Below are 14,113 nucleotides of genomic sequence, written 5' to 3' on the forward strand. Positions count from 1 at the left end.
CTAAATCACTCCCTTGGTACTGGGCACCTGGTCACCTACCACGCGGGTGGCGTCATGCAGGGCACGGGCCAGTGCTTTGAATACAGCTTCCACCTGGTGGTGGTCGTTTTCCCCCTCACAACGGGCGTGGAGGTTCATCTTACCTGTCTGGGCCAGTGACTCTAAAAAGTGACCCACATTCTCGGTGGAAAGATCACCTACCTTGGCCTGATGAAATGGTAGGTCAAGAACTGCGTAGCTTCGTCCTGATAAGTCCACGGCTACCATGGCCAATGATTCGTCCATGGGGACAAGTGAATGAGCCATTCTTCTAATTCCCTTTTTATCTCCTAAAGCTCCTTTTAATGCTTCACCCAGGACTATTCCCACATCTTCCACGGTGTGATGGTCATCAATTTCTACATCACCACGAGCTTCAACTTTAAGGTTAAACAGGCTGTGTCTGGCCAATGATTCCAGCATGTGGTTTAGAAAATTGATCCCGGTTTCCACCTGATATTCTCCAGCACCATCCAGGTCCAGTTCAATATCTATCTCTGTTTCAGAGGTCTTCCTATTTATCTTACTCTTCCTCTTCATCTTCTGCATCCCTCACTATAAGTATGGCTTCTTCCGGACACTTGGAAGCACAGATAGTGCACACATGACAGTAACGTAGATTGGTGGCCATAGCCTTCTTATTAATATCCCAGATCTTGGCACCCTTGGGACATTCTTCCTTGCAAATTCCACAGCCAGTGCACTTATCCTCATCAACTTCTATTCTCATTACAATTCTCCTCTAACTTATAACTTATAATTTATAACTTCTAATTATAACTGAACTCGAAAACCCAAATTTACCCTGTGATGGGTGATAGACTAGATATTTAATCCTAATTAGTTATAACTTATACCTTATAACTCACTTTTTTTCTTAGTAATGCTTAATAAAATTCCACATTTTTATTATTCCTTCTGGTATTTTAACAAGAATTCATCGAATCTTTTAAGGGTTTTCTTAAGGCTCCTGAAACCCTCTTCATCCTCCTTCACACCATCCAGGGTGTCCTTAGACCAGAAGTTAGCCCCCAGATTGGCTCCGAAGGGCCCTCCACTTACAGGTATGGCACCGTTAAGGATGTAAAATGTCATTATCTGCTGAATGGCCAGTTCCTGACCTCCGGCACGATCACCACCTACAGAAATGGCCATGCCTATTTTATGCTTCAGGAAGTCAATGTCCACTGCAGCTGCAGCCCGGGTACGGTCCATCACGGCCTTTATCTGGGCGCTAACTCCGCCATTATAAATGGGGGTGGCTATAATAATCCCGTTTGCTTCCATTAAAAGAGGGTAGAGCTGGTGCATATCATCACGTAAAAGGCACACTTGCTTGCGAAGACAGTAATCGCAATTACGGCAAGGTCCAATTTCCTTGCCACGAACTGTAAAAAACTCAGTCTCGTATCCTTTATCTTCCAGCATCTTTAGAGTTTCAGTTAAGACATACTCTGTGGCCTGTTTCCTGGGGCTTCCGCATATTCCTAAAATTTTCTTTGTCACCATTAATTCCCCCTCACTTAAAATAGATTTGAATTTATTATCTTTTAACTTTTTTTAGTGGTTTTGGAAAGTTTGGTGTAATTGATGGAATTTCCCCTCTGGAATTTCCCCCTCCCATTTTTTTCATACAAATGTATCTTTCTTAAGAATGAATGGTGTAATATTGGTGTAATATTTTGATTATGGGGCTGTGATAAATGGTGGGAGTTGCTAAGAGCTTAAGCCAGGCAATTTGCAGAAGATCTGCCCTCCCATGTGAATGTGGTGGAATATATAGGATAGGTTGATGATTTAGACACTTCACTAAAAGAACATCTGAAATTCCTAGCATTCAATTGGAATAGTATCTGCTTTGAGTATGATTGAAAAATTTGACTACGATTGAAAAAATATAGAACCAGTAAATACGATGAATGTTTTAGATCCATCATTTTTAAAAAAAAATAGTTAACAAAAAGATTCTTTTAAAAAAAATCTTTAAAAGAAAAAAAGAGTTGGATAAGAGCATCTTAAATGCTCTCAGGGATTTTTCAACTTTTAGATGGATTCATCCTCATCCAGAGCCAGTCGCATGGTGTCCGGATCCTGGGGCATCTTTTCCAGGAAGTCCTCTGCTGCGTGACGCACGTCCCTGGAACCGATTATGTAACGGCCCACCACGATGATGTCTGCTCCACTGTCTAAGGCCTGATCCATTTTTTTGGGCACAATTCCACCGGCAACTGCTACCAGTCCACGTTCACCTAATATGTCTTTAATCTGGCTTATGTTACCCCATTCAGTCATTTCTTCCTGTAATTCACCACGTTCGGCTTTGAGGGTTTCAAGGTCCACATTACGGTGTAAGAGGACAATATCTGGTTTGTAGTTGAGAGTTTCCAGTTTTTCAGTGAAGTTCTCCACATTCATCATATCCAATATGGAGTAGATGCCCTGTTTCTGGGCTTCGTGGATGGCTTTTTCAATTGATTCCGGTGTTCCCAGTCCTGAAATTGCAACAGCATCTGCAGTCTCATCAGCCGCCATTTTAACTTCAATACGGCCCACATCTAAGGTTTTAAGATCAGCGATGATAAATGCATCTTTCCTGAGTTCCCGTATTTTACTGACAATTCCCACTCCGAATTTTTTAACCAGTGGTGTGCCAGCCTCTATGAGAATTCTTTCCCTGTCAGGGAGGCTGTCAATGATGCGTTCCATTTCCTGCAGATTATCCAGGTCAAGTGCCACCTGCAGGTAGGGTGGTTTCCATAACCTTGTAACTTTGAAACCCATTATAGGATGTGTTCCCCTATCTTTTTCTGCTAATACTTTATCCACTGAAGGATATCCTTCCATAGCTCGTCTTAGGGCTAGTTTGGTTGCTCCATAGTTGTACTGGTAGATTTTCCGGTAATCTGTTGCATCCGGGTGGATGAATACACTGATGATTAACACCATGTCTTCCGCATTATCCTTGGGTAGAATTCCTTCTTCCACTGCATCGGCCACTGCTCTACCAACCGCGGTTTGTGCAGGTCCGAATATCTTGTTAGCATCGTCCAGGCAGCGTACACTGACCTTGGGCACAATGAGGGTTGCGGGTTTAGTCATGAGGTTGGGTCTGACCACTGAAAGCAGGGGTGTGTGGCCCAGTGAAAGGTTTGACATGTTATTCACAAAGGCTGTTCCGGCAGGGCCGTTTTTATCTCCAATTACCAAATCAATATGAGCTATTTCATTACCATTTCCGATCAAGGCTTCCCCTATTAGGTACATAAACATGATCCTCCTTTTAAAGTCACATTTGATCTATATGGCTAACTGGTATAAATAGAGTGCTATCAAATGTGCATGAGAAGTGGAAGACTAAAAGAAATAGGCAAAAATAGAAGGTTTAATCTACCAAATCAGTGAATTTGCAGTCTAAATAAGAACAACACCAGAGAAAAAAAATAAAAGATAAGGATGGTTAATCTACAATTTTACCATCCAGGTAGTCGGCGTATCCGGCAAGATCCAGCAGTCCATGACCAGAGAAGTTAATTACAATGTTCTTTTCTTCCCCAGTCTTCTTACAGAGAAGTGCTTCATCTATTCCAGTTTTTATGGCGTGGCAGGTTTCTGGAGCAGGTACGATTCCTTCGGTTCGGGCGAAGAGCACTCCACTTTTGAAAACATCGGTTTGCTGGACAGATCTTGCTTCTACTATTCCTTCATGGACCAGTAGTGCCACTAAGGGGGCCATACCATGGTAACGGAGTCCGCCAGCGTGATCTGCGGGTGGAATGAAGTCATGGCCCATACTGTACATCTTGATGAGGGGGGTGAGTCCGGCGGTATCTCCAAAGTCGTAGCAGTATTCACCCTGAGTCAGGGTGGGGCAGTGGGCGGGTTCCACAGCAATAAACTTACAGTCAATCTTCTCATCCAGCTGGTCCTTAATGAAGGGGAAGAATGCTCCAGCAAAGTTACTACCTCCTCCAACACATCCCACCATCACATCAGGTGACTCGTCGAATATTTCCAATTGTTTTTTGGTTTCCTGGCCAATAACAGTCTGGTGGAGCATGACGTGGTTTAAAACGCTTCCCAGTGAGTAGTAAACTTTTTCATCATTTAAGGCATCTTCAATTGCTTCAGAAATGGCCACTCCCAGGGTTCCGGGGTGATCTGGATTTTCTGCCAGAACTTTCCTACCGAATTCTGTTCTATCAGTAGGTGATGCTAAGATTTCACCATTGTAGAGTTCCATAATGGTTTTTCGGTATGGTTTCTGGTTGAATGAAACTTTAACCATGTAAACTGTACAGTCAATATCCATCAGGTTACAGGCCAGTGAAAGGGCAGTTCCCCACTGTCCTGCACCGGTTTCAGTGGTTAAACGCTCAGCTCCGTCCTTTTTAGCATAGTATGCTTGGGCTATGGCAGTGTTCAGCTTGTGACTGCCAGTGGGGGAGGTGTCTTCCCTTTTATAGAATATCTTGGCAGGGGTGTCCAAGTGTTCTTCCAGGGCTTTAGCTCTGGTCAGTGGGCTGGGTCGTCCCATCTGTTTGTAAACATTCCTAACTTCTTTGGGTATCTTAATGTATCGCTCTGTGGATAACTCCTGTTCCAACACTCCCTTGGAGAATATTTTCGGCAAGTTTTCCAGTTGTTTCCCATCTTCAGTCTGGTCGTATGGTGGGAATTCCACTGGCAAGTCTGCTGCAATGTTGTACCATTTTTTAGGTATTTCTTTTTCAGTCAGTTTCACACTGTACATGGATTACACCTCAAACAATTTACATTTTTTTTTAAAAAATTCAGTTATCAATCATTCAATCTGTTGAATCAGGTTATAGATGGGTTTAAAACTAAAAAAACCCAAGTTGCTGGTTTTATGTAACTTCCTTAAACATGCATTTCAAGTGTAATGGTGCTTTATTAAATATGGTCTTGGTATATGTTCTGTTCTTGGTCTTACTTGTTTGAAACACAAATATAATTAGCGTACTATTTAAATCTTTGTTGTATAAATATGTACATTGTTGGTATTGCTTAAATGCAGCTGAACACATATATGTATAACATGAAAATTCTGGCAATAGATGTGGGTACGGGTACTCAGGATATCATGCTTTATGATTCCAACCATTCCATGGAAAATGCAGTGAAAATGGTTCTTCCATCTCCCACCAGGATAATGGCAAACCGGATACGGAAACATCATCATGATCTTTTTTTAAGTGGAGAGACCATGGGCGGCGGACCCATAAATCGAGCCATAAAAAGTCACCTTGATAAGGGTTATCGGGTGCTAATGACAGAAAAATCTGCCAGAACAGTGAGAGATGACCTGGAAAGAGTTAAAGCAATAGGTGTGGAAATCATTCCTGAAGGGGAAAAACATCCTGAAATAGCAGAATTAGAGCTTAAAGATGTTGACTTATCAGCTATCCGGGAATCATTATTACAATTTGATGTGGAACTTGAATTTGACTATATGGGGGTGGCAGTGCAGGACCACGGACATCAGGAAGGAACAGGAGATCGAAACTTCCGATTTCAGAAAATAAAAGAGAAACTGGATGTTCCACGCACTCCGGAGGAGTTTTCATACTTCAATCAGGTTCCAGAACACTTCACTCGCATGCAGGGAGTTTTCAGAATGTTTAAAGACTACCGTCCTCTAATTATGGATTCCAAATTTGCATCCATATGTGGAGCAGCTTTGGATCCTGTGGTTGCTGGAATGGATAATCATGTGGTCATGGATGTGGGAAATGGACATACCCTGGCTGCTTCATTCACCGATGGAAAGATACATGGAGTATTCGAACACCACACCAGTCTTTTAACTCCAAAGAGGATAGAAGAACTTGTTCTTAGGCTTTGTGAAGGTAATATAACTCACCAGGAGGTTCATGAGGAGGGGGGTCATGGTGCATGGGCAGTAGAGGGCATAGGTTCATATGGATGCGTGGTGGCCACCGGACCAAAACGTTCAATACTAGCTGAAACAGATCTTCAAGTTCACAATGCAGCCCCTGGGGGAGATGTGATGATGACCGGACCTGCGGGGCTGATAAAAGCAATAATGGCGCGGCAAGGAGAAATAAATGATCATTGACCCTCATATTCACAGCACACACTCTGGTGACTCAACTGCCTCGGTGAAAGATATAGTAAAACATTCCCGCAAGATCGGATTGGATGCCATTGCCATTGCAGATCACAACTCGCTTAAGGGATCAGAGGAGGCTTTAAAAGAGTTCGGAAAAATGGATGATCTCATCATCATACCTGCCATGGAGGTTTCCACCAGCAAGGGCCATATCGTGGCTCTAGGTATCAGTGAGGAAATACCAGCAGGAACAACCCCAGAAGACACTGTTGAATTAATCCGTATTCAGGGGGGGATTGCCATAGCTGCCCATCCTTTTGTAAGCTACCGGGAAGGTATCTTCACTCAGGTAAACTATGTGGATGTAGATGCCATGGAAACCCTAAACTCTCGCTACATATTTGGTTATTCCAACTGGAGGGCCAAAAAGATGGCTGAGGAGAAAAACATACCCCAGATAGGTGCCAGTGATGCCCACTTTTTAGGGGCTATTGGAAGTTGCGTCACCGAACTGGAAGCAGATTTCTCAGTGGATGGTATTATTCAAGGTATACTGTCCGGGAAGACCAATGTTTTCGGAGATCGCACCCCTTTGCCACTCATCCTGAAAGAGGTTATAAATAAGAAGATCCGCCGGATTTAAGTTATTATTCATTTTAACAATTAATTAGACATTTAAGATAAGTTTAAATATTCTAACACTCTATCTAGTGCCATGTTCTTTGATTCTATCATACAGTATATTCAGGAGAACTTCATCTACCTGCACCCGGGTTACACCACTTTAAATACAATAGTATTCGGCATAATACTGGGTCTGGTTATTCTTTTAATCATAAGGATGTTTCGCTGGATAGATAAAGACCCTAAGGATCTTCTTCTTCCCCTAATCCCCTTCATATATTTCGGGTCCAGTGCACGCGCCCTGGTTGACAATGGAATATATCCCCTAACCTATATTCTGGTAACTCCTGGGATATACCTTTTAACCGGGATTTCAGCCATCATCACACTTTTAGCAGCGGTTTTCATAGAACGCAAGATTGGATGGGATTACCGTTATATTATATTCCTGGTGGGGGTAGTACTCTGTATTCCCAACGTATACTTCACCCCGCATATCAACTTGGTGGCAGTGTTGCAGATTTTAGGATCATGGGCTTTGGTATCTGCCCCCTTCATATTACTAAGTCTGAAATGGGGACTCTTAAAGGATAAATTCAATTTAAGTGTACTTCTGGCCCACATATTCGATGCCAGCACCACCTTCATAGCAGTGGATTATTATGGCTACGGAGAACAGCACGTTCTCCCTAATTTCCTCACCCAACTGGCAGACACCGCCATGGTAATGTTTCCCTTAAAAATAGCAGTAATATTACCCGCCCTCTATGTTATCGACACTTATGTTGAGGATAGAACCATACGTAACATGCTGAAATTGGCCATATTTATTCTAGGATTGGCACCGGGAATGAGAAACTTCCTGAGTCTGGGTATGGGTACCTAGATGTAACTACAAAACCAGTCTCATCAAGTATTGTCTCATCAAGTATTTAATATGGACTCTATCCATGGAGTGTGGGAACTTTTTTTTAACACAATTTTTTTATTAAGTCCCATCTAAAGATCAAATCAATAGGTCAAACCACAAGGGGTCTGCCCATGTACATAGAAAATGTTTTAGAAGAAATCAAATTACCTGAAAAGGTGCGAATATTCGACACCACCCTCAGAGATGGCGAGCAAACACCCGGGGTAGCCATAACTCCGGATGAAAAGATCAGAATAGCCAAGAGGCTGGACAGATTAGGAGTGGATGTTATAGAAGTGGGATTCCCAGCAGCATCACTGGGTGAGAGTAAAGCTGCCCGGGAAATTAAAAGTCTGGGACTCAATGCACAGGTATGTGGTTTGGCAAGAGTACTGCAGGAAGACTTAGACGCAGCAATAAACTCTGATGTGGATTACATTCACACCTTCATAGGCACTTCTCCCCTTCACCGGGAATATAAGTTACATATGAGCCAGGATGAAATTCTAGCCAAAGCAGTGGATGCAGTGGAGTACATCAAAGATCATGGAATCATCGCTGAATTCTCGGCAGAAGATGCCACCAGAACAGAATTTGATTTTTTGGAAAAAATTTACTCTGCAGTGGAGGATGCAGGGGTGGATGTAATCAATGTCCCGGATACTGTGGGAGTAATGGTCCCTTTATCAATGAGAAAACTGGTAAGTGACCTTAAAAATGTGGTAAGCATCCCTATAAGTGTTCACTGCCATGATGATTTTGGCCTGGCAGTGGCCAACAGTCTGGCGGCAGTAGAAGCCGGTGCAGAGCAGATTCATGCCACTATAAACGGTTTAGGAGAACGGGCAGGAAATACTTCCTTAGAAGAGGTTGTAATGGCCCTTATAACCAGCTATGGGATCAAAACAAACATCACTACTGAGCTGTTGGTGGGAACATCAGAACTGGTTTCAAGAATCACCGGGGTGAAAATGCCCCCTAATAAGGCCATTGTAGGAGAGAATGCATTTGCCCATGAGGCAGGAATACATGTTCACGGGGTGCTCCAGAAAGCCGAGACCTACGAACCCCTCAAACCAGAAATGGTGGGTCACACCCGCCGTATAGTAATGGGGAAGCACACTGGTGCCCGGGCCATAAGGTCCAAACTGGATGAATATGGTATTGAAATGGATGAAAACCAGTTCTGCATGCTTTACGATCAGGTTAAGAAGCTGGGGGATAAGGGAAAGATGGTAACGGATGCCGATCTCCAGGCACTGGCTGAAACAGTATTAGGAAAGCCTAAAGAGGAAAAGGTTAAATTAGAAGGGTTCACGGTAATGACTGGGGACAATGTACTTCCCACAGCCACTGTAAAGTTAAACATTGATGGTAAGATTAAAACAGCTGCTAAAACTGGAGTAGGACCAGTTGATGCAGCTATTAATGCCATACAAAGTTTGGTGAGGGAAACTGCGGACATTGAACTGAGAGAATATCATATTGAGGCCATAACTGGTGGTACCAATGCACTGGCTGAGGTATTTGTAATACTGGAAGATGGTGAAGGTAACAGTGCCACAGGCAGATCCACAGTTGAAGACGTGGTTATGGCCAGTGTAGAGGCAGTTTTGGATGCCATAAACAAAATACTAATGGAAAGATGAAATTGATGTGCAATGCATCTAGAATCCTTATATGCTGGAAATGATAGATTATATAAATAACCAACTAATTAATACTAGGATTAAAATATTCTATATCCTTGGGAGCTAGAGACACATGACCAGTGCAACTATTCTGGTAGTGGAAGATGAAAGAATCACTGCTGAAGACATCCGAGCAGGACTGGAATTTGCAGGTTACAAAGTACCAGTTATATGTTCTACAGGCGAAGACGCCGTGCAACAGGCCAGGAGATTAGAACCAGACTTGGTGCTTATGGATATTAAGTTAGAAGGAGAAATGGATGGCATAGAAGCAGCTGCCACCATAAGGAAAACACAGGACATACCAGTCATATATCTAACAGCTTATTCCGATGAAAAAACTGTGGAGAGGGCTAAACTAACCGAACCATCAGGCTTCCTAGTTAAAGGGCAGGGAATGTTAAGCAAACCCTTCGAAGAGAGTGAACTGCATGCAGCCATAGAGATTACCCTATACAGGCATCAAATGGAAAAAGAGCACGATCAAATTTCCTCCACCATACTCCACAAAACCAGTGAAGCAGTGATAGCAACCAATTCAACTGGCCAGGTTCGCTTTATAAACGCTCTTGCTGAAACATTAACTGGATGGAATAAAGACAAGGCATTGGGAAAAGATTTGGCGGAAGTTTTCCTGCCATTACCTGAAGTAAAAGATGAATCTACCTTAGAGGAACTTCTGGAGGGGAGTCCTGAAATATCTCGGGGAGGATCATCTGTAAGGATAAAAGGCACAGTTACTCCTATAAAAGATTATAAACAGAGAATCAACGGCCTCGTGGTGGCTTTTAAGGTAGATAATACTAATGAAAACTAGAATCTGATGTTCATTGATTAGTTAGGTTGCAGTAGGGAGGCAAATGAATGGCCAATGTACAAATAATGATAGTAGAAGATGAACGGATAACTGCAGAAGACATTAAAAAAGCACTTAACAGTGTTGGATTTGAAGTTCCTGCAATAGTTTCTTCAGGGGAAGCAGCTATTAAGGCTGCTGAAGAATTAAAGCCGGATCTGGTGCTTATGGATATTAAGTTAGAGGGAGAAATGGATGGTATCCAGGCAGCAGAAAAGATCCGATCTAAACTGGGCATTCCCATCATCTATTTAACTGCTTATTCCGATGAAAAAACTGTTCAGAGAGCTAAAGTCACCGAACCATCTGGATTTATCCTAAAACAACCCTATGGATTTTTGCGCAAACCCTTTGAAGAAAGTGAACTTAACACGGCCATAGAAATAACCTTATACCGGGACAGATTAGAGAAACGACTCAGGAAGCATGATCAATGGTTAGGGGCCATGCTTCGAAGTATTAGTGATGCAGTTATAGCAACAGATGCCCAGGGACAGGTAAGATTTATGAATTCAATGGCAGAAGATATCACTGGCTGGTTAGAAGAAGATGCTTTAGGTAATGATGTGCGGGATATATTCAAAGCAATGGATTATAAAATACCACTGGATGAGAAAACTATCACTGAAAAAAAATCAGAATTTGAAAATATATCCATGAAATCCAAAGATGGAAGTAAGTTAATAGTCAGTGGGAGTGTAACTCCCATAATGGATTCTGAAAACAAAATGGATGGTTTCGTGGTAGTATTCCGTGAAATCAGATAACCTTAACATATATATTGATTTAAAATATTGATTTAAAACTTTTTTTCTAAACTTATACTCTTTTTAGGAAGCTTTTTTCCAGCATATTGGCCTGAAAAATTGCAGTGACATCTAAGGGATATTCTATAATTCAAGGAGATTATCCAAAATAAAAGATTAAATGAATTTTTTGGGGTCTTTCTGGGATTTTTTTGGTGTTTTTTCCTTAAAAGGGCTAGTGCACAAAATATATATAATACTATTAACACTAGATGACCATAGTGTATCAATGGAGGTTAAGCGAATGCCAGAGGAAAATGTAGTGTACATTGGAAACAAGCCGGTAATGAACTATGTATTAGCAGTTGTAACACAGATGAACGGTGGTACATCTGAAGTGATACTTAAAGCAAGGGGAAGAGCAATTTCTCGAGCAGTAGATGTGGCAGAAATTGTCAGAAACAGGTTCATAACCGATGTAAATGTGGGACGCATTGATATATGCACCGAAGAAATTATGAGCAATGAAGGAACATCCACGAATGTTTCAGCCATTGAGATACAACTTTCCAAGGATTTTCAGTAAATAATTAAAAACCTCCCGTTTTTATTTTTTTATCGAGTATTTAGTGGGAGCTATTACTAATTTTTTTTTATTATCAGAGCTTGTACAGTAATTCCAAACCATGGAAAAAATGAGGGCAAATAGAGCTTAAAATCAGGAAATAAGAAAAATTTAATAAATCAATAATATTAAATTTTTGGACAGCCTCATCATCCATAAAATTATTATCAAACGGTTATCATTCAGTTTAGAAGTTTTATAATCGTTTCATATCTTGAAAATTCTTCTTAAGTTTTCTGGAGGGGGTTTTCTCGGGTAGATTTTATTTGAGACCATATTTTTTTTAGAATTATTCATCGCCCACAGGGTATTTAAAAAAATCTTCGAAAAATATATCTCCAATGTCTGGTAAAAACTCTTAACATGAAAATCGGATTTTCCACACTAGCTCTATTTATGAAATCATTTGAGGAATGGCTGGATATGGCCACTGCCGATGGTTTTAAACTGATAGAAATCCTATGTGAAGGTCCTTACTGGCCTCGCCACGCGCTCCAACAGGAAAATGGATGGGAAATTTTCTCATCATATGAATTAGATGTTTATTTGCACACCCCTACCATTGACCTTAACCCTGCAAGTTTAAACCCGGGAATAAGGGAGGAAACCCTCCTGCAACTTAAAGAAACTCTTGATCTAGCATCTAAGATTGGTGCTAAGGCCATAACCACCCATCCTGGTATGATTCACCGGTTAGAAGATCGTATAAGGAAGATTGCTCAATATTATTCCATTGAAACTCTCAAGGAAGCCAACCGCTATGCTGAAGATTTGGGTGTTATATTTTCTGTGGAGAACATGCCTCATAGGTATGCTTATTTCTGCAACACTGCCCAGGAGCATGCTTATTTCCTGGATCAATGTGGATGCCATGGAACTGTGGATTGGGGTCATGCAAACACCAGCAAAGATCCAGAATCGTTTCTAAAACTCCAAAACATCTACTATTATCATTTAAGTGATAATAATGGTGAGAAAGATCAGCATCTGCCATTAGGCGAGGGAACACTTGATCTGGGATTAATCAACGGAATAAAAAGGGGTATTATTGAACTGAATAGTTATGCTGATGTTCTTAAAAGCAGGGATACTCTGATTAAACTGTCAAAATAATTAATTGTATCTATTTTTCATCTCTAAATGGATTTTTAAAGCTTGAGCTGGCATTTTTCCTGGTTAAAATGGAAAATGGTTTATAAATTTTTCCATTTTTCTCCACGAACAAGGTATTAAATAAATGATGATGAAATGCAAATATATTGTTATTTTGTGGTTATTATAAGGTAAGATTTGAGGGGGTTCTTGAATGGAAATGGCTTACACCTGGTTAATATTGGGAATAATCGGAGCATTAATCATATTAGGGGTTCAATTCTATTCTAAGAGATTTTTAACCCTCAAAAGAATAATTGAAATTTTTCTTCTATCCTTCCTGGTGATAACTGTTGGTTTTGGTTCTTTATGGGCCTTTGCAAGTCATTTGTTTTTCGCGGATCAGGTTGCTGCCTATATCGGCTGGTCCTCAGGAAGTCCCTTCCAAATGGAGGTAGGATTCACTAACCTAGCATTTGGTGTGTTGGGATTATTATGTTTCTGGATAAGAGGTAATTTCTGGACTGCCACAGTCATTGGAGTATCTGTTTTTTATTGGGGAGCGGCCATGGTCCATATAACTAACATGTTTGCCACTTCTAATTATGCTCCGGGAAACGTGGGGGCAGATCTGGTTTTGAATATTCTGATTCCCCTATTACTCCTCAGCCTTTTAGCCGCATACAAAGTCTTAAAAGGCAGAGCAGTTCGCAGTGCTATTAAAAGCCTGGAAAGGTCATTATAGAATTTAAAATAGGGAGAAAGTGGGTTGCAGGATCATAATAAGGTTGTAAATTCGGAAGAAATTAATGTCAGGCGCATAGAAACCCTGGTTGATGGAATTTTCGCCATTGCATTGACCCTTCTTGTTCTGGGGATAAGTGTGCCTTCGATTTCTAACCCCACAGAAACTGCTCTTTACCAGGCTTTGCTGGATCTTTTACCCAATTTTTACAGTTATTTCATAAGTTTCATTCTCTTAGCTGTTTTCTGGAGAATAAACCACGCTCAATTCAACCGGATTAAAAAAGCAGACAATACTTTATTATGGATCATCATTTTATGGTTGCTTTTGGTGGCATTAGTTCCTTTTTCAGCATTTTTCGTGGGAGAGTATGGAAATTTCCAGATTCCTAACATATTTTTTGATTTAAACCTCTTTGCCATAGGATTTCTCTTATTCCTTAACTGGCGCCACGCCCTTAAAAATGGCCTGGTTGATGAAATTGCCATTGAAACAGGTAAATCTTCTTTAAAACTCAATTTAATGTTACCGGTTATTTCTCTAATTGCCATGGGCCTCACCTTCCTCCCCTTTTTTAAAGAGTATGGTTATGGCTGGACAAGCAGTGTTTACCTGTTAATACCATTAATGAAGAAATTCTTCGATTAAGTGGATAAAGGGTTAATGTAATTTTCTAAAAAGGATTAGTGTTTAA

Annotated in this window: 15 protein-coding genes; 10 read left to right on the top strand and 5 right to left on the bottom strand. The window is 41.1% G+C overall.

Features of this window, described 5'->3' with window-relative positions:
- The 5 genes from hisB to HVN35_05775 form a co-directional block, all read right to left on the bottom strand.
- On the bottom strand, positions 1-579 hold the full coding sequence (gene hisB / locus HVN35_05755) for an imidazoleglycerol-phosphate dehydratase HisB (protein NYB52042.1): 579 nt from the start codon (positions 577-579) through the stop codon (positions 1-3).
- On the bottom strand, positions 563-769 hold the full coding sequence (locus HVN35_05760) for a 4Fe-4S binding protein (GenBank protein ID NYB52043.1): 207 nt from the start codon (positions 767-769) through the stop codon (positions 563-565). Before HVN35_05760 ends, hisB begins: the two co-directional genes overlap by 17 nt.
- 179 nt (positions 770-948) lie before the next feature.
- Entirely contained in the window at positions 949-1,548 is a 600-nt protein-coding gene (locus HVN35_05765) for a flavodoxin family protein (GenBank protein NYB52044.1), read from the bottom strand.
- A 534-nt stretch (positions 1,549-2,082) separates the two neighbouring features.
- On the bottom strand, positions 2,083-3,303 hold the full coding sequence (locus tag HVN35_05770; GenBank protein ID NYB52045.1) for a bifunctional 5,6,7,8-tetrahydromethanopterin hydro-lyase/3-hexulose-6-phosphate synthase: 1,221 nt from the start codon (positions 3,301-3,303) through the stop codon (positions 2,083-2,085).
- Between the two features lie 193 nt (positions 3,304-3,496).
- Positions 3,497-4,789, bottom strand: coding sequence for a TrpB-like pyridoxal phosphate-dependent enzyme (locus HVN35_05775; GenBank protein NYB52046.1), 1,293 nt, complete (start codon positions 4,787-4,789; stop codon positions 3,497-3,499).
- A gap of 306 nt (positions 4,790-5,095) precedes the next feature.
- Between HVN35_05775 and HVN35_05780 the strand changes: the two genes are divergently transcribed.
- The 10 genes from HVN35_05780 to HVN35_05825 all read left to right on the top strand — a co-directional run bounded on the left by HVN35_05780 (position 5,096) and on the right by HVN35_05825 (position 14,067).
- Entirely contained in the window at positions 5,096-6,136 is a 1,041-nt protein-coding gene (locus HVN35_05780) for a DUF1786 domain-containing protein (GenBank protein ID NYB52047.1), read from the top strand.
- Positions 6,126-6,773 (top strand): PHP domain-containing protein, encoded by a 648-nt coding sequence (locus HVN35_05785; GenBank protein NYB52048.1) that lies wholly within the window; start codon positions 6,126-6,128, stop codon positions 6,771-6,773. The genes HVN35_05780 and HVN35_05785 overlap by 11 nt, the downstream gene beginning before the upstream one ends.
- A gap of 72 nt (positions 6,774-6,845) precedes the next feature.
- On the top strand, positions 6,846-7,640 hold the full coding sequence (locus HVN35_05790) for a DUF63 family protein (GenBank protein NYB52049.1): 795 nt from the start codon (positions 6,846-6,848) through the stop codon (positions 7,638-7,640).
- 155 nt (positions 7,641-7,795) lie between these two features.
- Positions 7,796-9,313 carry a 2-isopropylmalate synthase gene (locus HVN35_05795; GenBank protein NYB52050.1) on the top strand — a complete coding sequence of 506 codons (1,518 nt, stop codon included), beginning with the start codon at positions 7,796-7,798 and terminating at the stop codon, positions 9,311-9,313.
- Positions 9,314-9,428: 115 nt separating this feature from the next.
- A complete protein-coding gene (locus HVN35_05800; protein NYB52051.1) occupies positions 9,429-10,172 on the top strand; it encodes a response regulator in 744 nt (247 codons plus the stop codon).
- A gap of 47 nt (positions 10,173-10,219) precedes the next feature.
- A complete protein-coding gene (locus HVN35_05805; GenBank protein ID NYB52052.1) occupies positions 10,220-10,978 on the top strand; it encodes a response regulator in 759 nt (252 codons plus the stop codon).
- A gap of 283 nt (positions 10,979-11,261) precedes the next feature.
- Positions 11,262-11,543, top strand: coding sequence for a DNA-binding protein Alba (gene albA / locus HVN35_05810; GenBank protein ID NYB52053.1), 282 nt, complete (start codon positions 11,262-11,264; stop codon positions 11,541-11,543).
- 402 nt (positions 11,544-11,945) lie between these two features.
- A complete protein-coding gene (locus tag HVN35_05815; protein NYB52054.1) occupies positions 11,946-12,695 on the top strand; it encodes a sugar phosphate isomerase/epimerase in 750 nt (249 codons plus the stop codon).
- 193 nt (positions 12,696-12,888) lie between these two features.
- A complete protein-coding gene (locus tag HVN35_05820) occupies positions 12,889-13,419 on the top strand; it encodes a hypothetical protein (protein ID NYB52055.1) in 531 nt (176 codons plus the stop codon).
- Positions 13,420-13,443: 24 nt separating this feature from the next.
- A complete protein-coding gene (locus HVN35_05825) occupies positions 13,444-14,067 on the top strand; it encodes a DUF1211 domain-containing protein (GenBank protein NYB52056.1) in 624 nt (207 codons plus the stop codon).
- The last annotated feature ends 46 nt before the right edge of the window (positions 14,068-14,113 follow it).

This window comes from Methanobacteriaceae archaeon, assembly GCA_013403005.1.
Lineage (GTDB): Archaea > Methanobacteriota > Methanobacteria > Methanobacteriales > Methanobacteriaceae > Methanobacterium.